We start from the raw sequence: 23065 nt of genomic DNA, 5'->3' as shown, positions 1-23065 counted from the left end.
GTTGCCTGCTCTGCCGTCTCAGTGGGGTCGCATTATAGGGAGCCGCGAATTTAACGCAAGCCTTTTTTTACTAAAAAACTTATTTAAATTACACCCCAAGCAAGCGCACACCCTAAACACAAGTTACCCACAACCCACTGTTGATAACTCTACTTTTATGTCCGTTTATCCTAAACACTTGGTCATTCCTATGGTAAGTTGCGGTCACTTTTTTAACACATGTCTTTAGGTAGTAGTTATGGCAGATATAATAAATAGTATTAGTGGCCTTTTATGGGGTCACGTTCTCGTATACTTATTAATAGCAGCGGGTTTATTCTTTACCTTTAAATTGGGTTTTATTCAATTCGTACAATTTCCACATATGTTCAAGGTTATGTTTGGCTCTCGAAAGTGCGGTAATAACGAGATCTCTTCATTTCAGGCTTTTTGTACTTCACTAGCAGCCCGAGTGGGCACTGGCAATATGGCAGGTGTCGCTGTTGCATTATACCTTGGTGGCCCAGGTGCTATTTTTTGGATGTGGTTAATTGCTTTGATTGGTATGGCAACAAGTTTTGCTGAAAGTACACTTGCTCAGGCATACAAGACTAAAGATAGTGATGGTAATTTTAGAGGTGGTCCTGCGTACTATATGCAAACCGGCTTAGGTAAGCGTTGGATGGGAGTTTTGTTCTCACTGTGTTTAATTTTAGCTTTTGGTCTGGTATTTAATGCTGTGCAATCAAACTCTATTGCAGCCGCTTTTGAAGTAGCATTTGATATTCCAAAATATATTGTGGGTCTTTGTTTAGTTATTGGCTCTGGGATCATAATTTTTGGCGGCCTTAAAACAATTTCTCGATTTGCTGAAATGGTTGTTCCTTTTATGGCTCTAGCCTATTTGTGTGTTGCGCTTTATGTTTGTGCTGTTAACTTAAGCGCACTTCCTGATGTATTTATGCTGGTAATAGATAGTGCTTTTGGAATAGAACAAGCCGGTGCTGGCGCAATAGGTTATGGTGTAATACAAGCCATGATCCAAGGAATTAAACGGGGATTGTTTTCTAATGAAGCGGGTATGGGTAGTGCTGCTAATGCTGCAGCAACTGCAACCCCTTATCCCCCTCACCCAGCATCACAGGGGTATGTGCAAATGCTTGGGGTTTTTATTGATACAATTGTAATTTGTACTGCGACTGCTGCACTTATTTTATTATCTCAACAATTAATACCTGAATCAGGAGTGTTGGGTATAGAACTTACTCAGGCCGCATTAACAGAGCATGTTGGAAGTTGGGGCACCTACTTTATTGCTATCGCAATTTTATTTTTTGCTTTCACATCTATTGTTGCGAATTACTCTTATGCAGAAACCAATCTTATGTTTTTAGAACACAACTCTAAGAAAGGAATGTTTATATTTCGCTTGATTGTTTTAGGAATGGTTATGTTCGGGGCAGTAGGTGAGCTTGGGTTAATTTGGACATTAGCCGATATATCAATGGGTTTAATGGCTATTGTTAATGTTATTGCACTTTTTATGTTGTCAGGTGTTGTGATATGGCTTTCAAAAGATTACAACGAACAACGCAAAAGAGGCCTAACTCCTACATTTGATAAGAGCAAACACCCAAAGCTAAATAAAGAGGTTGACCCTCTGGCCTGGAAATAAAAATTAAATCGCGAGCTCCGGCTCGCTTTTTTAGATTTATTTTTACTACTACTTTATATTTATTGACGTATAGGAATGCATTAAAAAGTTATCTGTAAAAAAATGAGACCTAATGGATGACGTAACAAAAAAGTACAGTATCGACACGACTGATTATCAAGTTGGACAAGATAATGTGCAAAAATGGGGGTTCGACATCCATAACCCTGTATTTGGAATAAGCGCATTTTTAGTTGTTTTATTTGTAATACTTACCTTAGTTTTTGACCCCACACTTACCCGTGATGCACTAACTTCAACTAAAGACGCTATTATTAATCAATTCGATAGTTACTTTATGCTATTAGCCAACGCCTTTGTGATTTTTTGCGGTGTTTTAGCATTTTCCCCTTTAGGTAAAATTCGTTTAGGAGGTATAAAAGCTCGTCCAGAACATGGTTACATGTCGTGGCTTTCCATGCTCTTTGCAGCAGGAATGGGAATTGGCTTACTATTTTGGGGAGTTGCAGAGCCAACAGCCTATTATACCGGTTGGTATCATATGCCCATGGGAGTTGAGGCAAATTCAGCACAAGCACATTCATTAGCTTTAGGTGCAACTATGTACCACTGGGGCTTACACGGATGGGCGATTTACGCCGTGGTTGGGCTAAGTCTGGCTTTTGTTGCATTCAACAAAGGTCTTCCTTTATCTATACGTTCTGTTTTTTACCCTTTATTTGGTGATCGTGCTTGGGGTTGGCTTGGACATATCATAGATATACTTGCGGTACTGTCTACCTTATTTGGTTTAGCTACATAGTTAGGGCTTGGTGCACAACAAGCAACCAGTGGAATAAATTACCTATTAGGTACAGATTTCGGCACAGCTTTTCAAATATCAGTTATTGGATTAGTAACTTGTATTGCTATTTTTTCTGTTATTAGAGGTATTGAAGGCGGTGTAAAAGTACTAAGCAATGTTAATTTAATCTGCGCGTTTATTTTATTGTTAGCTGTTATCGTACTTACAGTCTCTGATTCAATTCCTGCCGTGTGGTTTACCCTTAAAGCATACGCAGAACACTTCGTGCCATTGAGTAATCCTTTTAATAGACCCGATGAAGACTGGATGCATTCTTGGACTGTATTTTATTGGGCGTGGTGGATATCTTGGTCACCATTTGTAGGAATGTTTATAGCTAGGGTTTCTAAAGGGCGAACTGTACGAGAATTCTTACTTGTTGTAATAGGCCTACCAACTCTGCTTAGCTTAGTATGGATGGGTGTATTTGGTAATATGGCAATTACACAAGTTATAGAGAAAGTTGGGCCACTTGGTCAAAATGGTTTAACTGATATTTCAGTTACTTTATTTCAAGTTTACGAACAGCTTCCGTTTTCTAGCTTTATCTCTATTATTTCTATCGCTTTGGTTTTAGTCTTTTTTATTACTTCATCTGACTCGGGATCGCTTGTAATAGACGGTATAACTGCTGGCGATAAAATAGATGCACCAGTGCCACAACGTATATTTTGGGCAACTGTAGAAGGTATGATAGCAGCAGTATTACTTTGGGTTGGAGGCTCGCAAGCATTAGAAGCACTTCAATCAGGAGTCGTTACAACTGCCCTACCGTTTTCAATAATACTAATTTTAATGTGCGTTGCGCTTATACAGGGCTTACTAAGTGAATACCCGTTTTACAAAGCCCAAAGTAAACTGCAATAACAGTTCATCTTTTGTAAGTGGCCCTGATGGGTCGCTTACACATCGACTTTAAAATTTACCTTAGACACGCCTTACATATATTCATATTCATTAACATCAGATCCCAATGTTACTTCATCATTTAGATAGGGCAAATTTTTCGCGCACACCGTTAAAAATATCTGATTTACTTAAGTGTAGATGCAGGTGTAATTGCCAATAGTAATTAAATCATTATCGTTCTTATTTTTTTCAGTCACAGTAAAAAATATATTAGAGGTAAGTTGGTGTTAAAAATAAAATGTGGGAACTTAAACTAGCAAACTTTAGGTGTTTTAAAGTGAGGGGTAGCTTTAAATTAAGACTATTTAATTTAGTTTTTAGTAAAGATGGTGCCCGAGGCCGGACTTGAACCGGCACGACTTGTTAGTCGAGGGATTTTAAATCCCTTGTGTCTACCAATTCCACCACTCGGGCATCGAGTTTGCTAATTAAAGCGTGTGGAGTAAATTATGTGGAGGCGGAACCCGGAGTCGAACCGGGGTAAACGGATTTGCAATCCGGTGCATGGCCACTCTGCCATTCCGCCTTAACCTTCCAAATAATTTGGAGCGGCACACGAGGCTCGAACTCGTGACCTCGACCTTGGCAAGGTCGCGCTCTACCAACTGAGCTAGTGCCGCATATAATAAATTTTTATCAAACTTTTAATTAAATTGGTCAGTAATTAAAAGTGGTGCCCGAGGCCGGACTTGAACCAGCACGACTTGTTAGTCGAGGGATTTTAAATCCCTTGTGTCTACCAATTCCACCACTCGGGCATCGAGTTTACTACTTAAAGCAAGTGGATAAAACTAATATGGAGCGGCACACGAGGCTCGAACTCGTGACCTCGACCTTGGCAAGGTCGCGCTCTACCAACTGAGCTAGTGCCGCATCATATTAATTCTAAAGTTTCTTTTTAAAAGGTATATGTTGGTGCATATAACTAAACCACAAAGTGGTGCCCGAGGCCGGACTTGAACCGGCACACTCTAAGAGCGAGGGATTTTAAATCCCTTGTGTCTACCAATTCCACCACTCGGGCATCGAGTTTGCTATTTAAAGCATGTGGAGCGTTGATTGGAGGCGGAACCCGGAGTCGAACCGGGGTAAACGGATTTGCAATCCGGTGCATGGCCACTCTGCCATTCCGCCCCAGTACTGGGGTACAACCTTAGATAACGTGGAGCGGCACACGAGGCTCGAACTCGTGACCTCGACCTTGGCAAGGTCGCGCTCTACCAACTGAGCTAGTGCCGCATTTCGTTATCTTGGGGGCTATGCCCTCTCAACACGGACGCATTCTACAGAGATTATTAAACGCGTCAATACAAAAAATGCTAGTTTTGAACTGTTTGCTTGTTTTTTATCTAAAACGGTGCGTTATTATACATTTACAGTTAATTTTTGGTCAATTCACTCCATGCTGCATTCAAATATTGCAGCATAGAACTCAAGGTCAAAAACGTTGCTATATAGAGTAGTCCAAAACTTAAATAATTCATCCATGTATCATATTGCCAAATCAATCCAATGATGGCTAACATTTGCGCAGCAGTTTTTATTTTACCCATATTTGATACAGCCACGTTGCCACGCTTGCCCTGCTCAGCCATCCATTCTCTTAATGCTGATATAACAATTTCACGACTAATAATAATAAGTGCAGGAATAGTCATGTACATTGACTGATATTGATCTGAGAGAGCCACAAGTGCCGCACACACCATTACTTTGTCAGCAACAGGATCTAAAAAAGCGCCAAATGGTGTTGATTGTTCTAGTTTTCTTGCAAGGTAACCGTCAAGTATGTCGGTAATTGATGCTAGCCAAAAAATAAAAGCGGCAGCAAAAAAAGCCCAGCTATAAGGCAAATAAAATATCACCAAAAAAATGGGGATAAGAAAAAGTCTAAATGTTGTGAGTGTGTTTGGAATATTCCACATAACTACTTGGATATGTCTTTTCTTTTATATTCGCATGAAGGGCTAGCCCTTGTCATGTAAATGGTTAAATATCTTCTCAGCCATGTCAGGGCTGATCCCGGGAACTTTCTTTAATTGTTCTATATTAGCAGCTTTTACCCCCTGCATGCCCCCTAAATATTTTAATAATGTTTGGCGACGCTTAGAACCTACTCCATTTATTTCTTCTAGCAAGGATTGAGTGCGTTGTTTTTGACGCTTATTTCGATGCCCTGCTATTGCAAAACGGTGAGACTCATCACGGATATGTTGGATAAGATGAAGTGCAGGTGCATCAGAATCCATCGGGATTGTTTTACGCCCTCCATCTATAAGTAAGGTTTCAAGACCAGGTTTACGACTTGTGCCTTTTGCAACCCCTACTAAAAGAGGCATTTTAGTATGAGACCAATTAGCAAAATATTGCTCTGCCCGTCCTAACTGTCCTTTACCACCATCTATAAATATAACATCGGGAATTTTGTCTTCATCAACGAGTTTGTTGTAACGTTTATTTAAAGCAAACTCCATGGCTGCATAATCATCACCACCAGTTATACCGGTTACATTGTAGCGTCGGTATTCTTTTGTATTTGGTCCTTGCGAATCGAACACAACACAACTTGCTACCGTGTTTTCTCCCATGGTGTGACTGATATCAAAACATTCCATCCGTGCTATATCATCTAAACGTAATGTTGCTTTTAATTGGGCATAGCGTTTATTAATAGAGTCTTGTGTACTTTGTTTGACAGCAATACTGTTTAACGCATTTTTATTTGCTAGTTGAAGATATTGCGCCCGCTCTCCACGCGTAACCACTTTAAGCGCCACTTTGCGATCACTGATTTGCGTAAGTGCTTCGCTTAGCGCGCTACTTTCTTCTATTTCAAACGGAAGTATAATTTCTTTAGCAATACGCCCTGTTGCACCTGGCGCTAAATAATACTGCCCTAAAAATGAGGTTAAAATCTCTTGCTCGCTTGAATCTTTCGGTACTTTAGGAAAATACGTTTTACTGCCTAATACTTTGTGATCGCGGATCATGAGTAAATGTATGCCGTTTAACCCATTTAAATGTGCGAAGCCCACCACATCCATTTCTGCGAAATTACCCGAAATAGACTGTTGCTCCTGCATTTTTCGTAGTAGCATTATTTGGTCACGTACCTTTGCTGCAAGCTCAAAATTGAGTTCCATGCTAGCCGCTTCCATTTTTTTTATTAGCTCAGCAATCACTTCATCCGATTTACCCGTTAAAAATTTACGGACATAATCAACTTGTTCGCTGTAATCGTCTTCGGTAACTTTATTAACACACGGTGCAGAACATCGCTTGAGCTGATACTGCAAACAAGGGCGGCTTCGGGCGCGATAATAGGCATCCTCACACTGGCGAACTGGAAATATCTTTTGCATTAAACGCAAACTTTCCGAAACAGCACCTGCACTCGGAAATGGACCAAAGTACTCGCCTTTTATCTTGCGGCTACCCCTATGAAACGCTAAACGAGGATGTTTGTGGTGCGTTAATAAAATATAAGGGTACGACTTATCGTCTCGCAATAAAATATTGTAACGAGGTTGATATTTTTTTATGAGGTTATTTTCGAGCAGTAGCGCTTCGGTTTCGGTATTAGTCAGTGTAACTTCAATATCACTGATGTTACTGACTAAAACACGGGTTTTGCTATCAGTGATGTTGGATCTAAAGTAACTGCTTACGCGTTTTTTTAGTTGTTTAGCCTTGCCAACATAAATAACTTGATTGTCACTATCAAGCATGCGGTATACACCAGGCTCGCTTGATAGCGTTTTTAAAAAGTGTACGTGATCAAATTCAGACATATAAAAGGATTAGTACGAAATGTCTATGTCAATCATCTTATGACGAATAGCTAAATGTGTAAGTTCAACGTCGCCACCTACGTTTAATTTTTCAAACATACGGTAACGATAACTATTAACTGTTTTAGAGCTTAGATTTAAGCGTTCTGCAATATCTTGTGCTTTTTCACCTTTGGTGATCATAAGCATTATTTGAAGTTCGCGCTCTGATAAACTCTGAAACGGATTTTCGTCTGTGCGACCAGTAACCTGTGCAAGTGCTATTTGTTGTGCAATTTCAGGCGCAATGTAGCGCTGACCTGCATGGACTGAACGAATGGCACGAACCATTTCATCAGAGCCGGCTCCTTTGGTAAGAAAACCATGTGCACCAATTTGCATTACTTTAGACGGAAATGGATCTTCGCAATTAACGGTAAGAACAATAATTTTTACATCAGGGCAATAGCGACAAATCTTTTTAGTTGCCTCCAATCCACCCATGCCAGGCATATTCATATCCATAAGTACGATGTTAGGTGTGTGCTGTCGACAAAACTGAACGGCTGCCTCACCGTCTTTTGCTTCACCTACAACTTTAAACCCACGCACATCATCTAAAATGCGCCTGATCCCGGTTCGTACTAGTTCATGATCATCAACTAAAAGTACATTAATCAATGCAATACCCTCATTAACTCAACAATACGCGTCTAAATAATTCAATTTGTCACATTAACACAGTTAAAGCGAAACAATAACTAATATTATCGCTCTCATTTTGGCACATTAACTAAAGTTATAACTACTGGAGTCAATGTGCCCAGCACTTTAAGACGCTGATTTTTCACTAAAACGGTCAACCCACAGTGCAATAATGCCATCGCCTGTTACATTACATGCCGTACCAAAGCTGTCTTGTGCTAAGTACAATGCAATCATTAACGCTACTGCCCCTTCATTAAATCCAAGCATGCTGGTTAAAAGACCAAGAGCCGACATTACCGCGCCCCCCGGTGCGCCTGGAGCAGCTATCATCACAACACCTAACATGAAAATAAATGGCAACATACCCATTAACGATGGAACTTCCATACCTGGCGATAAAAACATAACAGCCATAGCACACGTAACAATGGTAATAGTTGAACCCGACAAATGAATTGTGGCACATAAAGGTACTGTAAAGTTTGCAACATCTTCTTTTACATTATTTGCTTTACTTGATTGCAGAGATACTGGGATTGTTGCCGCGCTCGACATAGTACCTAATGCAGTAAAGTAGGCAGGTAACATATTTTTAACTAACTCAAGTGGATTACGCTTTAACAAAATTCCCGTAGCAATATACAAAACGCTTAACCATAACCAGTGCATAACAAGAGCCGCAATTAATACCACTCCAAATGTTTGCAGCGTATCAACCACTGTGCCCGCTACAGTCATTTCAGCAAACACACCTGCAATATAAAATGGTAATGCAGGAATAATCACTTTTGACAATAAGGCATCTATTACATCACGACCCTGATCTGATACCTTTTTAAGTGTGTCTAATTCAAGCTGGCTCATACCAATGCCAAATATAAAAGCCGTCGCAAGGGCAGTCATCACCCCCATTAGTGGTGGGATTTCTATATCAATAAAACTGCCTATCTCGGTGGCCACTTCGGCTTCGAACGTAATACCACCACTTAAAAATGGAATAACAGCACTTACTAACAAAAAGGCAAGCGTGCCGGCAATAACGGTAGAGCTATAAGCAAATCCAACCGTTTTACCAAGTAAGTGACCAGACCCTTTAGGAAGCCCAGCAATACCCGAAGCAATAAAAAATAAAATAATAAGAGGAATAGTGAAGGAAATAATTTGACCAATTAACTCTTTAACCGTGAATAAGAGTTCAACACCTGTTAAAGGCACGTAAAAGCCCACCAATATACCAGCCACAATACCGGCAATTAACTTTAAGATTAACTTCATTTTTATTACTCAATTATTATTAGATAAACGTTTTTATCATGTTTTGATTAGCTTGTGTCATAAAACCGCTGAACTAAGGTTTATTTGCATAAATAATCATCAAAATAAAAGTACATCTGCGCTCAGTAAATTATCGAACGCCAAATTCATTCAATTTATTGGTTGTTAGTGCATACAGCCTGTACCTATTAAGCCAATTAAAAGCGCGTAAAGTATTGCGTATGACTGTGTTGGTATATAAAGGCTACGCCTTTAGTATTTACATTTTTCCTTTAGTTTATTTATGAATAAAAAATCGCCATGACTAATAAAAGCGTCTTATCATTAAAGTTAATATGCGCACCTAATAACAAAAGGCACTGCTAATATAGATTTTTATTTCACTTAGTTATAAGCTCAATCGATATATCTTATAGCCAAACTTTACTTTTATTTTTTTAAACTCTCAGTAAAGTGTCAACATATAGTTAGTAGCAAAGGCTATTAGCAAGTTGATCAGATTGTATCCAAAGGAACATTATGTCTACTATTTTTGAAGATAACTCACTAAGTATCGGTAATACACCGCTGGTAAAACTTAAACGTGTTACAGGTGGGAATGTATTCGCTAAAGTGGAAGCGCGTAACCCAAGCTTTAGTATAAAATGCCGTATTGGTGCATCGATGATTTGGGAGGCTGAAAAAGCAGGTCAGCTAACTGAAGGTAAAGAACTTATCGAGCCTACATCTGGTAACACAGGTATTGCACTGGCTTTCGTTGCCGCAGCACGTGGTTATAAACTAACGCTTACAATGCCAAATACAATGAGTTTAGAACGTCGTAAACTACTTAAAGCATTGGGTGCAAACCTTGTACTTACAGACGGTGCTAAAGGCATGAATGGTGCAATACAAAAAGCAAAAGAAATTCAAGCAACAGACCCAGAAAAATACATTTTGCTACAGCAGTTCGAAAACCCAGCAAACCCAAAAATACACTTTGAGACTACAGGTCCTGAAATTTTTGACGCGCTTGACGGCAAAGTAGATTACTTCGTAGCGGGTGTAGGTACTGGTGGAACTATCACAGGTGTTAGTCGTTACCTTAAAACAGAAAAAGGTTTAAACGTTAAGTCTATTGCTGTTGAGCCAACTAACTCTCCAGTAATCAGCCAAACACTTGCCGGTGAAGAAGTTAAGCCAGGGCCACACAAAATACAAGGTATTGGTGCAGGATTTATTCCTGGCAACCTAGATCTGAGCTTAATTGATGCTGCAGAGCAAGTATCTAACGAAGATGCGATTTCAATGGCACACGAGCTAATGAAAAAAGAAGGCATACTAGTAGGTATTTCTTCAGGCGCTGCAGTAGTAGCAGCAAAACGAATTGCTGAAAAACCTGAAAATGCTGACAAAAACATTGTCGTTATTTTGCCAAGTGCTACTGAACGTTACTTATCAAGCCCACTCTTTGATGAAGAGTTTAGTGACCAAGAGCTTGTTCAATAAGCATTACTAACCACTTTTTAAAAGGATGCCTAGGCATCCTTTTTTATTATTTACTCTGTAATATCTTTTTATTTACCTTCCATGTCTTTACATATTAGCTAATTCACCACACACTTAAATAAAACTAACTAACAAAAATTAACATGAAAAAAATAACCTATTTAGTCAGCCTTATTCTGTGTTTGTTTTTAGTTGCCTGTAGCGATGATGTGAAAAAACTTGGTGATTCACCCGGCGACACCGCAACAGCTTACTTTGACGCCTTGTACAATCAGCAAGATCTTCAAAAAGCAACAACCATGGCTACACCCAACCTTACGCGAATTATGAAGTCGTACGGTACAGCCAAACAATTTACGCGTAACTTAGTTAACATGCAGTACGATGAGGTTGTTATTGAAGTTGATATGACCAACATGAGTGTGCGCGAGCAATATGGCGACAATGCTAAAATAAATCTTATTTTTACTGGTTATTTAAACGGTAACAAAATAGATGATATGCGAAGCGTAAAAATGCTACGTAAAAAAGGTAAATGGTATATCGATAAAATAGTCGCCGACCCATACGCACGTTAAAGTAATTAATAAAAAGGCCTTACACATGTAAGGCCTTTTTATTTGCTCAATAATTAATTCGTTATACCAACTCCGAAATAATACTTAATCATTTTGCGGAGCTAAAGTAGATCATTTAATTAAGCGAACGGAGATTACAACTCACCTTGCTGAAAATTATCAACAGCTATTGCTTGTTTGCGTAGCTTATTGGCATGGTGCATAGCATCAGCATCGGTTTGCGTTACTAAGTCATTATTTAATGCAAAATTAATTGCCCCCTCAATATCGAGTGTTGCAGGAATATTGCCTTTGCGCTGCCATTGTTTTAAATCTTTAAACTGGGCTTGCATATCGTGCATAGCTAAAAATGCACTTTCCATTACTCCAGTACCCGCGTTTTCATCTACATAGCACAAATGCGTTAAACGATTTCTAAACACACCGGGTTGAGTCATATGTTCACAAATACGTTGTGTAATTTCATCACTCGGTTTTTCATAATGATTACCAATTGGAAATACAATACGTTTAAGCACAAAATTAATAACTGGGTTTGAGAAATTTTTAAAAAAGCCATCAAACGCTTGGCCTATTTCAAATAATGATGTTTCTATCGCATATTTAACAAAAGGTAAGTCGGCTTGTTGACGGCCCTCGTCTTCGTAGCGCTTTAGAACCGTAGAGGCTAAATACAAGTGGCTCAATACATCACCTAATCGGGCTGATATCATCTCTTTGCGTTTTAGCTCACCGCCTAACATTAACATTGCCACGTCCGTACAAATAGCCAAGCTTCTGCTCATTCTACTTAAATGCTTGTAATAAATGGCAGTTTCGCCGCCAACTGGCGCTTTTGCAAAATAACTACGTGTTAAACCATGTATAAATGCCATGCTGGCATTACTTACTGCAAATAATATATGGTTCATTAATAAACCATCAAATTGATTCAGAGCAGCATCGTCATCTTCAAGAGCAGCGGCTTCCATTTCTTTTAAAACAAATGGATGACAGCGGGTAGCTCCTTGGCCAAATATCATTAAATTTCTGGTTAAAATATTTGCGCCCTCTACCGTAATTGAAACCGGTATTCCCATATAACCATGTGCTAAATAGTTGTTAGGCCCGACCTGGATACCTTTGCCCGAATGAATATCCATTGCATCGTTCATAACAGTACGGCCCATCTCAGTCATATGATATTTTGCAATTGCAGTGACAACCGAAGGGCTGAGTTTTAAATCTATTGCGCCTGCCGTCATTAATCGGCATGACTCTAGGGTGTAAGTTAAACCGCCAATGCGTGCAAGGGCCTCTTGCACACCTTCAAATTGCCCAATAGACACACCAAATTGTTGGCGTACCATGGCATATGCTGAAGTCATTTTAGCTGCTAAATGACCGGTTGCAGCACTCAACGCCGGAAGCGAAATACCTCGACCTGCACTTAAACATTCCACCAGCATGCGCCAACCACGTCCTGCGCACTCTTGCCCCCCAATAATCCAATCAAGCGGGATGAACACGTCCTCACCATAGGTTGTACCGTTCATAAATGCCATGTTCAGTGGATAATGGCGCTCACCTGTTTTCACACCGGGATGATCGGTTGGAATAAGCGCACACGTGATACCAAGCTCTTTTTCGTCTCCTAGTAAACCATCTGGGTCGTACATTTTAAAGGCAAGCCCTAATACTGTGGCCACCGGTGCAAGCGTAATGTAACGTTTTGACCAGTTTAAACGCAGGCCAATTACGTCTTCGCCGTTGTGCTGTCCTTTGCATACAACGCCAGAATCTGGAATGCTACCGGCATCAGACCCCGCCTCAGGGCCGGTAAGTGCAAAACATGGTACATCTTCGCCATTGGCAAGGGTGGGTAACCAGCGGTCTTGTTGCTCTTTAGTTCCATAATGTAACAATAACTCACCTGGCCCCAAGCTATTTGGCACCATAACAGTCACAGCCGCAGTTAAACTTTTTGTTGAAATTTTTGACACTATGGTCGAATTAGCAATGGCAGAAAACTCTCGACCTCCAAATTTTTCTGGAATGATCAGCGCAAAAAAACCTTCTGTTTTTAAGTATTCCCATACCTCTTTTGGCAAGTCTTTATCTTTTTGCACTATTTGGTAATCATCAAGCATGGCCATTAAGGTTTCTACCTGATTAGCCATAAATGCATTTTCTTTTTCACTTAATTCAGGCTTTGGAAAGCTGTGTAATTTTTTCCAATCAGGGTTACCACTAAATAGTTCTCCATCCCACCAAACATCACCCGCTTCCATTGCTTCTCGCTCTGTTTGCGAAAGCGGTGGAAGTACTTTTTTAAACATTTTAAACGTGGGTCTACTGATCAGGTTTAGGCGAATATCTTTAACAGCAAAAATAACCACTATTACAACCAGTAAAATGATAAATACCGACATGCGTACATTCCTTTCACATTAAAAAATAATAACCTAAGTATGGCCCATCTTAGTTTAAATACAATGGGTAGCCAGTCGAGTGCCACTAAAATGATGAGCCTAGCTAATTGCACTTTAAAATATAACGATAAGTAGGATTACACGTTTATTACACACAACAAAAAGCCCACAAATGTGGGCTTTTTGTTACTTAACTGATTTAATTTATGCGATTAAACGCTTAATTAAAACTGAAAACGCATATTAGCAAAGTACGCATCGTTATCAGAATCATCAGCATTGTTCTCGTAACCTACTTTAAGACCAATATTTTTGTTAATAAAGTGCTGAGCGCCAAAACTGTACGTATCTTGTTTATCGTAGCTTGCAAATACAGAGGTCGCTTTTGAAAAATAGTAATTCGTTTCTGCCACCCATTGGTTCTCAGCGTCATCAATACTTTCGTATTTACCTTCAAACGTTAGATAGTTACCTTGCTGTAAATCAATAAAGTATTTAGCTGCGACGGCGCGGTAATCAAAGTCGTCATCAGATGTTACTGTTACGCCAATGTAATCGGTAGTGTTTAGCATATGGTTATACGCTAAATCGAATAAAGCGAAGTCTTCGCCATCTTTATTTTCAACTAACGTCACTTTTGCAAGCAGGTCTGGGTTAAAAAAGTAACCGCCAGAAATTGTATATGCTTCGTTATGATTACCAACATCAAGGTTTGTGTATGACGCACCAATCACAAACTCATTAATAAAATACTCACCACCCACTGATGTTGTATCGCTAAAGTCGTCATCAGCGTATGCGCCGTAAATGTTGCTTTGTTTATTAATGTATTCAAATTGGTCGTACGGGCCTAACGTTTTTTTAGGCGATAGGTAATAAATAGAATCTACAGCAACGGTATCGTTGTTGTCGCTGTCTTTGTAGCTTAGATTACTAATTGATTGATAGCTGTCTGCAGCAGCCGCAGTGCTAGATAATAAAATGCTTGAAATAATAACTGCTAATTTTTTCATTGTAAGACTTCCCTATGTACATTGCGTTTTATGCTTTAGCTAAATTACTAAAGTGGGCACATGCTAACGCCGGGAAACTGAATGAAAACTTAATTAAACCTTTGTATTTGTTAAGTTAATTGTAAGGAGGTGTAAGAAACTGTAAAATTAAAGTAGTTGCAACATTTAGTCAACAACTACTTAAAATATATGTACAATTATAGAGCGTGTTGGCTAATTACTCTATAAACTTCATTAATGTTATCGCCCGCTTTAAACTCTTTTGTAAGTGGCGTTGGGTCAGAGCCAATCCAAATTTTAAGTTCAGCATCCAAATCAAAGTGCCCTGCACTCTCTTTGCTAAACTTGGTGATTTTTGAGTAAGCAATACTCACCATTTCCATTTTAGAACCAGTTACACCTTGCTTATCAATTAAAATTAAGCGCTTGTTTGTAAAAATGAACATATCGCGAATAACTTTATAGGCTTTTTCGACGTGCTCACCCTCAATTAATGTATTAGCGAGTACTTTTTCTAAATCAGAATCATCAACTTCGCTTGCGTTACCCATTAATCCGCTTAATAAACCCATTATGCTTTCTCCTGTTTAAAAATTTGATTTTCTAATGTATGGCCATTAACCAATTGTCTGTATTGCCAATTATGTTGGTGGCAAAACTGTAATAGTGCAATATCTAAGGCATGCTCAGATTGGTTGTACTCAATAACATACTCTTTGTGTTGGCTCATATAAACAGAGCTAACACCATTAAGTAGCTGTAACTGTTGCTCAACGTTTTCATACATCTCGTTTAGCATTAATGTGTAAAAGTGTTTGTCGGTTTGATTTACTTTTGTTTGATGCTCACTCAATACGCCTTTATCTAAATGCAGCACTTGGGAACATAGCCGCTCAAGCTCGGTTAAATCGTGCGAGCTTAAAATAAAGGTTGCCTCAGAGCTCAACGTTGACACCAACTCACGCACTTCTCTAGCATGAATAGGGTCAAGTCCTGCGGTTGCCTCATCTAGCATAACAATTTGCGGCGAACCTATTAGAGCCTGAGCTATGGTTACACGTTTGCGCATACCATGCGATAAATCACCTGCACGGTTTTTAGCAATTTCACGCAGCCCAACTAAATCAAGCACGCGCAATGCTTCTGTGTGACTTTGCTTGGTACTCATACCTTGTAATTTGGCGTAAAAAGCAAGTTGTTTATCTATATTAAAACGCGGATCGAGCTGCGCATCTTGCGGTAAAGCACTTACTTTATTAAATAACGCAGCACTGCCTGGTTTATACCCGAGTATTTCAAGCTCACCTTTGGTTGGCGATATATAACCGCACAACAAACTAAATAACGTCGTTTTACCCGCACCATTTGGACCAACAAGTGCAACGGGCGCACCTTGCTCAATTTCAAAGTTCACATTGTTAAGCGCAAGTTTAGAGCCGTACGACTTACTCAAGTTACGCCCTGTAATTAGTGTACTCATAGTGAGCTCCTTGCAAAAATACGTTGAGCCACGGCAAGTAGCACTGCGGTTTGTACAAGTGGGATTACCAAAGCACTTAATAATGGCAGGTTTTGCCCCGCAAGTTGCTCTATTTGTACACCCGGAAATAAATAATCAAGCACGCTCAATACCGGTATTTGCCACTGTAATAAACCGACTACAATACCGCCTGCTGTAAAGTATAAAATAGCGAGTACAATTGATAATCGCGACGAGCGTGCAAAAGTATTAATTAAAGTCATTAACGCCACAAACGGTGTAAATGTAACTATAAGAATTAAAAATATCGACAATGCACGGCCAACGCCCCCCACTAGCAAACTCGGATCGCGATAGCCTAATACCGCTAACGTGGCCACTAGAGTAATTGCTACCAAACACGTTAATACGGCTAATTGCCCTATAAACCGGCCAAACAATATTTCAAATCGGGTTGAGCGCAACGATAAAAATCTAAGCGTGCCGCGCTCTCTGTCACCCACTGTTTGGTCACTACAAATAAATAAACTAAACACAGGAAAACTGTACAAAGCAATAAGCCAATACATAGCAAACTCGGCTTCAGGCCAATCAAGAAGTTTGCTCAAGCCAATTGAACCTGAAATATCACGGGCTATTTGTTCAAAATTTGGCGAGCTAATAATGCTTACGGCTTGCCCTATCGGGTAGCGCAAAATAATTAACCAAACAAGTGCAAATGCCGCAAGGGCTATAAGCCCACGTTTAGTTAAAAACATACGCACTAGCTCAAAACCCGCAATTTGGGTTAAGCGTCCTACGTTTATTGGTAATGGTGTTGCCATTGACTATCCTTAATGACGTTGTTAATGCTGCAAATTAAAGCTTAATGTAACAACACTAAGTGTAAACACCTTGAATTACCAGCAAAAAAAAGCCCACGAAGAGTGAGCTTTGTAACAAACCATTTAAATGTAACTAGCGCGTAATTATAAATGCTGCTTGTATACCTCAAGCGCTTGGGCTAAATCAGCTGTTAAGTCATCGATATCTTCAAGGCCAATATGCAATCTAATAACCGGTCCTAAATCCCACCCGGTGGTTGAACGCAGCCCTTTCATGGTTAAATTGGCGGTGACCAAGCTTTCAAAGCCCCCCCACGAAAAACCCATCTTAAAATGCTGAAGGCTATCTAAAAATGCATCTATGGCTTTTTGATTCCCTGTTTTCATAACAATTGAAAACAAGCCATTACTGCCGTCAAAGTCACGCTTAAAAAACGCATGGCCTGGGCAGGTTTCAAAGGCTGGATGGCGAATGTGATCAACTAACTCATGTTGCTCAAGCCATTTTGCCACCTCTATCGCCGCCTTTTCATGCTGATTTAAACGCACACTCATCGTGCGTAAACCGCGCAGTGCCAAATATGCATCGTCAGCACTCGTACACTGACCTAGTAAATAAGAATGTTCACGAAGCGTTGGCCAATATTTTTTATTAGCCACTGCAACCCCCATCATTACATCTGAATGACCAACAATGTACTTTGTTGCCGCTTGAATACTAATATCGACACCATGCTCTAACGGTCGGTAATGAAGGCCGTTTCCATACGTGTTATCCAGCATGGTCATTACGTTATGTTCTTTGGCTACGTTTACCATGGCTGGTACGTCTTGAATTTCCATAGTTATGGAGCCAGGAGATTCTAAAAATAGCACCTTGGTGTTTGGCTTAAAGTACTCTTTTATGCCTGCACCAATTGTTGGCGGGTAATAAGTCGTGGTAATTCCAAGCCCTGCTAAAATTTTATCGCAAAAATCGCGAGTAGGCTCATACGCGTTATCAACCATTAAAATATGGTCACCCGTTTTTAAAAACGACAATAACGCTTGGCTAATTGCAGCAGCCCCACATGGATAAAGTGCACACCCTTCACCGCCTTCTAACTCGGTAATAGCCTCTTGCAATGCAAAGTGTGTGGTTGTGCCACGACGCCCATAAAAGAGGGTTTTATCGCCACGTTTTTTTGCCGCCTCTTTAAGTTCTGCAACTGAATCAAATACCACAGTTGATGCGCGCTGCACTACGGGGTTTACTACACCATGGGTGTAAGCTTTTTTGCGTCCAGACGACACAAGCTGAGTATTTTTATTACTGTTACTCGACATGGTTATTCCTTATGGATTAGTACGCCAATGTTCAATTAAATAGCGAGAAATAGAATCAGTACGAGGAAGTTTTAAATGCTCGCCTTCGTCATGCCAGTTACCAAAATTTGCCAAATCTTCACGGCTAAACCACTTAGCATCGTCAAGCTCGTCTTTATCTACGTTAATTTGCTCAGACGTTGCCTTGGCAAAAAAGCCAAGCATGATAGATGAAGGAAATGGCCAAGGCTGAGACGCTACATAAGTGACGTCATTAACCTCAACCCCTGCCTCTTCTTTTACCTCACGGGCAACAGCTTGCTCTAAAGTTTCACCAGGGTCTACAAAGCCAGCTAATGAAGAATACATTCCCCTAGGCCAAACTGCTTGGCGGCCAAGCAAACAACGCTCAATGCCATCGGCAAACGTTTTAGTTACAACCATGATTACCGCAGGATCGGTACGAGGAAACGTGGGGTGTTTACAGCGCTCGTTTTCACATAAACGAGAATGCCCCGCTTCAACTAAGTGGTTTTTACTGCCACAACGCCCACAAAAACGATGAGTTGCATGCCAATAACATAGCCCACGGGCAAGCGCAGCAATAGACCCCTCTTTTATATCAACAAGCGGCCCCTGTTTACGAATATCCATAAACTCTGCGCCACTTATTATCGGGGCAAGGGTTGTGTCGTCAATATCAGATACATCGAGGGCAAATACTCCCTTTTTTGTGGTGTTTAAGCCTAAAAATAGGGCATTGGTTAAGTTTAGCTGTGTAATCTGCTCGTACGGTAAAAACATTATTTGAGGCGTATTTTTAATAAATAATGTCTCGTTGTTTTTTACCAAAAGCCACACGCTTTGCGACGACATCTGACCTTTAAGCCACGTTGGGTCTTTTCGCACATTGGAGCATCTATCAAGCGGCATATCACTGTAGTTGAGCATGTAAATCCTTAATTACTCGTTATCGCTTAAAATTAACATAACCACCTAGCAAACCCAATTGATTACACCAATAAAAAAAGCCTATATTAGGTTTAAATGAACTATATAGGCTGTGTATTAAAAACTCTCATGTTGCAAGCACTTAGCCTCTCTTTTTAAAGCTTTAAAGTAATAAACTATCATCAATCAAATGAAACTGCTCTGCACTTTGCTTAAGCACTTCGGCGGTTAACTTATCTGCCCCGTATACATCACACGGCACATTATATTGATTTTTTAAATGCCCAAGTAACAGTGCAAAATCACCGTCGCCAGAGAGTAAAATCACCTTATCGAGGTTCTTTCCTTGCTCTAGCATATCGATAGTTATACCTACGTCCCAGTCGCCTTTAGCACTGCCGTCACGGCGTTGGATAAAGGGTTTAAGCTTTACCTCAAACCCAATCGCTCTCAAAATATTTTGAAACTGACTTTGCTTTTCATCTCCACGATAAATAGCGTAGGCAAAAGCACAGTCGATTTCATATTGCTCCTGCATAACTCGCCAAAAAGCATTGTAATCAAAGTTTTTTCTATAGCTTTCTCTACACGTATAATAAATATTTTGTACGTCAACAAATATGCCTACACGCGGTTTAATGTTTTGCTGCGGGTTTAATGAAGTCATGTAATTCCCTAGTCAGAATAATAGCCATAGCCTAATAATTTAAAGTTCAGTGTACCTTGCTATTTGCTTACAAGTAACCTAAATTAGTTACATAACGTAATGTAACCATTTTTGGTTACATTTTAAAAAGTAACTATTTTGGATTGTTATGATTGGTGTGATCAGCGGCGATATTATTAAATCGCAAACTATTCCTAAACAGCAGTACGATGCCATGCTTTATGAGCTAGAGCAAAGTTTACGTAGTGTATCGGGCAAGAGTACACTGTGGAATATTTACCGAGGCGATTCTTTTCAACTACAAATTAATAACCCTGAGTATTTGTTTAAGCATGCTGTTTTGATTTATTTATATTTAAAGGCATCAGGGTACGAAGTTAGGCAAAGTATGGCTATTGGGCAAATAGATAACCCGCGTAATGATATAAAAACAGCCACGGGTTCAGCATTTACCCTTTCAGGTCATGGCCTTGATCAAATAGCCAATCAACGGTTTTTATTTAGTACTCCCCTTGAAAACATCCATGAAAGCTTAAACCTTAATCTAGCCTTTGCTGATGTACTCCTTACTAAAATAACGCAAAAACAAGCCAATGCTTTGTACGCCTATTTAACGAGTACCGATAACAGCCATGCAGCTTTAGCAAAAGATCTTAAAACCAGCAGAGAAAACGTAACTAAGCTACTTAATTTAGCCCATTACCAACTTATCGAACGATTTTTAGATCATGCGAGCAACATTATAAAAAATATAAATCAAGGAAGATGCTAATGGCTTTTTCGCTTTTACTCGTAGCCCTAATTATTGGCCATTTATTGGCTGATTTTTACTGGCAACCTATGAGCTGGGTTAACGACAGAAATACCCGCCACTTCAAGGCAACTAAACTGTATTTTCATGTATTGGTCCATGGAGTCACTAGCGCAATAATTATCAGCGCATGGGAATACACTTATGGCTGGCAACAAATTAGCAGTGTTGTAATTGCAACGGCCGTTATTATGCTTAGTCATTACGCTATTGATATAGCTAAATCTTACTCAAGCAAAGGTGTCGTGCCCTTTTTATTGGATCAGCTCGCCCATATAGCCGTAATAATCTATTTAAGCGTGTGGTTGAGCGATAACACGCAATTTTTAGAAACCCTATATTCACTTGTCACTAACCCAAATGTGCTGTGGGTTGTGTGTGGATATTTAATTATTTTAAGTCCAAGTGCAGTATTTATTAGAATGATGCTAGAGCGTTTAACGGGTAACTTTAGTAGTAATGGTAGCTTGGTACTTGCTGGGCAAAGTATTGGCATGTTAGAGCGCGTGTTAATGCTAAGCTTTATTTTGCTTGATCAATTTGCTGGTGTTGGCTTTTTATTAGCAGCTAAGTCGGTCTTTAGATTTGGCGACTTAAGCGCTAGTAAAGATAAAAAGCTTACTGAATACGTCATGCTTGGCACACTACTAAGCGTAAGTGTGACTTTGTTTGTTGGTTTAATGGTAAAGTATTTAATACACTAACAAAAAACGCGCTACCGTTAAAAGTAAGCGCGTTTTTTATTAGAGCTAACTAATTAAAGCTAGGTAATTAAGTATTGTTGCAAATTGGTATTAATCGTTATTATTTGGACGACGACGGCGCTGGCCGTTTCCGCCTACCGACTGGCGCTTTGACCAAGGGTTTTGTGTGTTGTCATCTGTTTTAGCAGCAGGTTTTTTAGAACCCCCACGACGAGGACCCGTACCGTTGCCGCCATTATTTGGCTTTTTACTATTTGGCTTACTGCTGTCCGATTTAGGTTTATTAAAAGGCTGTTTTTTCTTCGGCTTTTTAGCAGGTAATGGTCGTGCGTCTAATGCGCGTTCTGCTACTGGGTTTACTGGCTCAAAGCCCTCTTCTTCTGCACGAGGAATAAGTTCACCAATAAAGCGTTCAATACCGTATAAATCGACTGCATCATCGACCGTTACAAACGAAATTGCATGGCCCGATGCACCAGCACGCCCTGTACGGCCAATACGGTGTACATAATCTTCATATACATTAGGTAAGTCGTAGTTTACTACATGCGGAAGCTCAACAATATCAAGACCACGAGCCACAATATCAGTCGCTACTAGCACACGCACTTCGCCGCTTTTAAAACCATCTAGCGCTTTTACACGGGCACCCTGTGATTTATTACCATGAATCGCTGCGCCTACAATATCGTCGCGTTCAAGTTGCTTAACTAATCGGTTGGCACCGTGTTTAGTTCGGCTAAAAACTAACACTTGCTGCCAATCGTTGCTACGGATTAAATGGCTGAGTAAGGCTGTTTTTCGGCCTTTATCTACCGCGTAAACACTTTGCGTTACACTTTTAGCTGTGGTGTTTTTTGCAGCAACTGAAATTTCAACCGGATCGTTTATTAATCCTTTAGCTAACGCTCGAATATCATCTGAAAACGTAGCCGAAAACATGAGGTTTTGGCGCTTAGCAGGCATTTTAGCAATAAGGCGTTTAATATCGTGAATAAACCCCATATCAAGCATGCGGTCAGCTTCATCTAAAACGAGCACTTCTACGCTATCAAACTTAACGGCATTTTGATTATGTAAATCAATTAAACGCCCAGGCGTTGCCACTAAAATATCAACACCTTTACGCAAGCGCTGCATTTGCGGATTAATTTTAACGCCACCATATACAACAAACGAACTCACATTTGAATGCTTAGCGTACTCTTCAACGTTTTCACTTACTTGCAGTGCAAGCTCACGCGTAGGGGCTAAAATAAGCGCACGTACATGGTTACTTTTTGCCTTTAGGCCTGTTGATAATCGTTCGATAAGTGGCAGCGTAAAACCCGCTGTTTTACCTGTACCAGTTTGTGCCGCCGCCATTACATCACGACGTCCAATAATTGCAGGAATTGCTTGAGCCTGAATTGGCGTTGGCGTTTCATAGCCCTTTTCTAAAACCGCATTAACTAAAGACTGTGATAAACCTAGACCTTCAAAACTCATATAAACTCTCTTTTAAATAAGGCCAAAACGGCCAGTTGCGCGCATTATACCTGTCGTGGGCTAGAATGCATGACATTATTTACTTTGCGCCCAATTGAAGCCCTATATTACTAGGCTTAAAACGCAAAAAACGGCTAAAAGCCGTTTTTTGGTAATGCTTAAACCTAACAGTAAGGCTTAATTAA

18 protein-coding genes, 8 tRNA genes and 1 pseudogene are annotated in these 23065 nt (G+C 40.0%); 6 read left to right on the top strand and 21 right to left on the bottom strand.

Going from position 1 to position 23065, the window contains the following annotated elements; genetic code table 11:
* The first annotated feature begins 238 nt into the window (after nt 1-238).
* Together KZZ04_RS17430 and KZZ04_RS17425 are read left to right on the top strand one after the other, a co-directional pair.
* A complete protein-coding gene (locus KZZ04_RS17430; RefSeq protein WP_058405610.1) occupies nt 239-1654 on the top strand; it encodes a sodium:alanine symporter family protein in 1416 nt (471 codons plus the stop codon).
* 112 nt (nt 1655-1766) lie between these two features.
* A pseudogene (locus KZZ04_RS17425) lies at nt 1767-3365 on the top strand (BCCT family transporter).
* 369 nt (nt 3366-3734) lie between these two features.
* Here KZZ04_RS17425 and KZZ04_RS17420 read toward each other — a convergent pair.
* The 12 genes from KZZ04_RS17420 to KZZ04_RS17365 all read right to left on the bottom strand — a co-directional run bounded on the left by KZZ04_RS17420 (nt 3735) and on the right by KZZ04_RS17365 (nt 9160).
* Nucleotides 3735-3821: transfer RNA gene (locus tag KZZ04_RS17420), tRNA-Leu, on the bottom strand.
* 38 nt (nt 3822-3859) lie between these two features.
* Nucleotides 3860-3933: transfer RNA gene (locus tag KZZ04_RS17415), tRNA-Cys, on the bottom strand.
* An 18-nt stretch (nt 3934-3951) separates the two neighbouring features.
* Nucleotides 3952-4027: transfer RNA gene (locus tag KZZ04_RS17410), tRNA-Gly, on the bottom strand.
* A gap of 51 nt (nt 4028-4078) precedes the next feature.
* Nucleotides 4079-4165: transfer RNA gene (locus KZZ04_RS17405), tRNA-Leu, on the bottom strand.
* Between the two features lie 39 nt (nt 4166-4204).
* Nucleotides 4205-4280: transfer RNA gene (locus KZZ04_RS17400), tRNA-Gly, on the bottom strand.
* A 65-nt stretch (nt 4281-4345) separates the two neighbouring features.
* A tRNA-Leu gene (locus KZZ04_RS17395) sits at nt 4346-4431 on the bottom strand.
* A gap of 36 nt (nt 4432-4467) precedes the next feature.
* Nucleotides 4468-4541: transfer RNA gene (locus KZZ04_RS17390), tRNA-Cys, on the bottom strand.
* A 29-nt stretch (nt 4542-4570) separates the two neighbouring features.
* Nucleotides 4571-4646 (bottom strand) — tRNA-Gly (locus KZZ04_RS17385).
* Between the two features lie 140 nt (nt 4647-4786).
* The gene (gene pgsA / locus KZZ04_RS17380) at nt 4787-5332 is read right to left on the bottom strand and encodes a CDP-diacylglycerol--glycerol-3-phosphate 3-phosphatidyltransferase (RefSeq protein ID WP_006794013.1); all 546 of its coding nucleotides are present in this window, start codon (nt 5330-5332) and stop codon (nt 4787-4789) included.
* 42 nt (nt 5333-5374) lie between these two features.
* Entirely contained in the window at nt 5375-7198 is a 1824-nt protein-coding gene (gene uvrC / locus KZZ04_RS17375; RefSeq protein ID WP_058405612.1) for an excinuclease ABC subunit UvrC, read from the bottom strand.
* 9 nt (nt 7199-7207) lie between these two features.
* Nucleotides 7208-7858: a UvrY/SirA/GacA family response regulator transcription factor gene (uvrY, locus tag KZZ04_RS17370; RefSeq protein WP_058552795.1), complete on the bottom strand. Its 651-nt coding sequence runs from the start codon at nt 7856-7858 to the stop codon at nt 7208-7210.
* A 150-nt stretch (nt 7859-8008) separates the two neighbouring features.
* On the bottom strand, nt 8009-9160 hold the full coding sequence (locus KZZ04_RS17365) for a dicarboxylate/amino acid:cation symporter (protein ID WP_006794016.1): 1152 nt from the start codon (nt 9158-9160) through the stop codon (nt 8009-8011).
* 519 nt (nt 9161-9679) lie between these two features.
* Between KZZ04_RS17365 and cysK the strand changes: the two genes are divergently transcribed.
* Together cysK and KZZ04_RS17355 are read left to right on the top strand one after the other, a co-directional pair.
* Nucleotides 9680-10648, top strand: coding sequence for a cysteine synthase A (gene cysK / locus KZZ04_RS17360; RefSeq protein ID WP_058405615.1), 969 nt, complete (start codon nt 9680-9682; stop codon nt 10646-10648).
* A 143-nt stretch (nt 10649-10791) separates the two neighbouring features.
* A complete protein-coding gene (locus KZZ04_RS17355) occupies nt 10792-11226 on the top strand; it encodes a hypothetical protein (RefSeq protein WP_058405616.1) in 435 nt (144 codons plus the stop codon).
* Between the two features lie 134 nt (nt 11227-11360).
* Here KZZ04_RS17355 and KZZ04_RS17350 read toward each other — a convergent pair whose 3' ends face one another.
* The 8 genes from KZZ04_RS17350 to KZZ04_RS17315 all read right to left on the bottom strand — a co-directional run bounded on the left by KZZ04_RS17350 (nt 11361) and on the right by KZZ04_RS17315 (nt 19877).
* Nucleotides 11361-13637: an acyl-CoA dehydrogenase gene (locus tag KZZ04_RS17350; RefSeq protein WP_219423479.1), complete on the bottom strand. Its 2277-nt coding sequence runs from the start codon at nt 13635-13637 to the stop codon at nt 11361-11363.
* 224 nt (nt 13638-13861) lie between these two features.
* Nucleotides 13862-14650 (bottom strand): putative porin, encoded by a 789-nt coding sequence (locus KZZ04_RS17345; RefSeq protein ID WP_058552798.1) that lies wholly within the window; start codon nt 14648-14650, stop codon nt 13862-13864.
* Nucleotides 14651-14847: 197 nt separating this feature from the next.
* The gene (locus tag KZZ04_RS17340; protein ID WP_006794021.1) at nt 14848-15222 is read right to left on the bottom strand and encodes a PH domain-containing protein; all 375 of its coding nucleotides are present in this window, start codon (nt 15220-15222) and stop codon (nt 14848-14850) included.
* Nucleotides 15222-16130: an ABC transporter ATP-binding protein gene (locus KZZ04_RS17335; RefSeq protein ID WP_219423477.1), complete on the bottom strand. Its 909-nt coding sequence runs from the start codon at nt 16128-16130 to the stop codon at nt 15222-15224. Before KZZ04_RS17335 ends, KZZ04_RS17340 begins: the two co-directional genes overlap by 1 nt.
* Nucleotides 16127-16954: an ABC transporter permease subunit gene (locus tag KZZ04_RS17330; RefSeq protein ID WP_219423475.1), complete on the bottom strand. Its 828-nt coding sequence runs from the start codon at nt 16952-16954 to the stop codon at nt 16127-16129. Before KZZ04_RS17330 ends, KZZ04_RS17335 begins: the two co-directional genes overlap by 4 nt.
* A gap of 144 nt (nt 16955-17098) precedes the next feature.
* Nucleotides 17099-18280, bottom strand: a complete 1182-nt coding sequence (locus KZZ04_RS17325) for a cystathionine beta-lyase (protein WP_058405621.1) — start codon at nt 18278-18280, stop codon at nt 17099-17101.
* Between the two features lie 9 nt (nt 18281-18289).
* Nucleotides 18290-19210 carry an NAD(+) diphosphatase gene (gene nudC, locus KZZ04_RS17320; protein ID WP_219423472.1) on the bottom strand — a complete coding sequence of 307 codons (921 nt, stop codon included), beginning with the start codon at nt 19208-19210 and terminating at the stop codon, nt 18290-18292.
* Nucleotides 19211-19373: 163 nt separating this feature from the next.
* Complete coding sequence (locus KZZ04_RS17315) at nt 19374-19877, bottom strand: NYN domain-containing protein (RefSeq protein ID WP_138530421.1); 504 nt, start codon at nt 19875-19877, stop codon at nt 19374-19376.
* Nucleotides 19878-20025: 148 nt separating this feature from the next.
* On the opposite strand from KZZ04_RS17315, the gene KZZ04_RS17310 reads away from it, so the two are divergent.
* Both KZZ04_RS17310 and KZZ04_RS17305 read left to right on the top strand, forming a co-directional pair.
* Complete coding sequence (locus KZZ04_RS17310) at nt 20026-20649, top strand: hypothetical protein (RefSeq protein WP_219423469.1); 624 nt, start codon at nt 20026-20028, stop codon at nt 20647-20649.
* Complete coding sequence (locus tag KZZ04_RS17305) at nt 20649-21392, top strand: DUF3307 domain-containing protein (protein ID WP_219423467.1); 744 nt, start codon at nt 20649-20651, stop codon at nt 21390-21392. Before KZZ04_RS17310 ends, KZZ04_RS17305 begins: the two co-directional genes overlap by 1 nt.
* A 90-nt stretch (nt 21393-21482) precedes the next feature.
* On the opposite strand, the gene KZZ04_RS17300 is transcribed toward KZZ04_RS17305, so the two are convergent.
* Entirely contained in the window at nt 21483-22880 is a 1398-nt protein-coding gene (locus tag KZZ04_RS17300) for a DEAD/DEAH box helicase (protein WP_219423465.1), read from the bottom strand.
* Nucleotides 22881-23065 lie beyond the last annotated feature (185 nt).

It is taken from the genome of Pseudoalteromonas sp. CR1 (assembly GCF_019392235.1).
Taxonomy (GTDB): Bacteria; Pseudomonadota; Gammaproteobacteria; order Enterobacterales; family Alteromonadaceae; genus Pseudoalteromonas.
The sequence above is the reverse complement of the archived record's forward strand: the minus strand, read 5'-3'. Positions and strand labels throughout refer to the sequence as shown.

Excerpts from the sequence above, each read along its gene's own strand:
- KZZ04_RS17430 (WP_058405610.1), top strand. The coding sequence starts at position 239 with ATGGCAGATATAATAAATAGTATTAGTGGCCTTTTATGGGGTCACGTT.
- pgsA (WP_006794013.1), bottom strand. The coding sequence starts at position 5,332 with ATGTGGAATATTCCAAACACACTCACAACATTTAGACTTTTTCTTATC.
- uvrC (WP_058405612.1), bottom strand. The coding sequence starts at position 7,198 with ATGTCTGAATTTGATCACGTACACTTTTTAAAAACGCTATCAAGCGAG.
- KZZ04_RS17365 (WP_006794016.1), bottom strand. The coding sequence starts at position 9,160 with ATGAAGTTAATCTTAAAGTTAATTGCCGGTATTGTGGCTGGTATATTG.
- cysK (WP_058405615.1), top strand. The coding sequence starts at position 9,680 with ATGTCTACTATTTTTGAAGATAACTCACTAAGTATCGGTAATACACCG.
- KZZ04_RS17355 (WP_058405616.1), top strand. The coding sequence starts at position 10,792 with ATGAAAAAAATAACCTATTTAGTCAGCCTTATTCTGTGTTTGTTTTTA.
- KZZ04_RS17350 (WP_219423479.1), bottom strand. The coding sequence starts at position 13,637 with ATGTCGGTATTTATCATTTTACTGGTTGTAATAGTGGTTATTTTTGCT.
- KZZ04_RS17345 (WP_058552798.1), bottom strand. The coding sequence starts at position 14,650 with ATGAAAAAATTAGCAGTTATTATTTCAAGCATTTTATTATCTAGCACT.
- KZZ04_RS17340 (WP_006794021.1), bottom strand. The coding sequence starts at position 15,222 with ATGGGTTTATTAAGCGGATTAATGGGTAACGCAAGCGAAGTTGATGAT.
- KZZ04_RS17335 (WP_219423477.1), bottom strand. The coding sequence starts at position 16,130 with ATGAGTACACTAATTACAGGGCGTAACTTGAGTAAGTCGTACGGCTCT.
- KZZ04_RS17330 (WP_219423475.1), bottom strand. The coding sequence starts at position 16,954 with ATGGCAACACCATTACCAATAAACGTAGGACGCTTAACCCAAATTGCG.
- KZZ04_RS17325 (WP_058405621.1), bottom strand. The coding sequence starts at position 18,280 with ATGTCGAGTAACAGTAATAAAAATACTCAGCTTGTGTCGTCTGGACGC.
- nudC (WP_219423472.1), bottom strand. The coding sequence starts at position 19,210 with ATGCTCAACTACAGTGATATGCCGCTTGATAGATGCTCCAATGTGCGA.
- KZZ04_RS17315 (WP_138530421.1), bottom strand. The coding sequence starts at position 19,877 with ATGACTTCATTAAACCCGCAGCAAAACATTAAACCGCGTGTAGGCATA.
- KZZ04_RS17310 (WP_219423469.1), top strand. The coding sequence starts at position 20,026 with ATGATTGGTGTGATCAGCGGCGATATTATTAAATCGCAAACTATTCCT.
- KZZ04_RS17305 (WP_219423467.1), top strand. The coding sequence starts at position 20,649 with ATGGCTTTTTCGCTTTTACTCGTAGCCCTAATTATTGGCCATTTATTG.
- KZZ04_RS17300 (WP_219423465.1), bottom strand. The coding sequence starts at position 22,880 with ATGAGTTTTGAAGGTCTAGGTTTATCACAGTCTTTAGTTAATGCGGTT.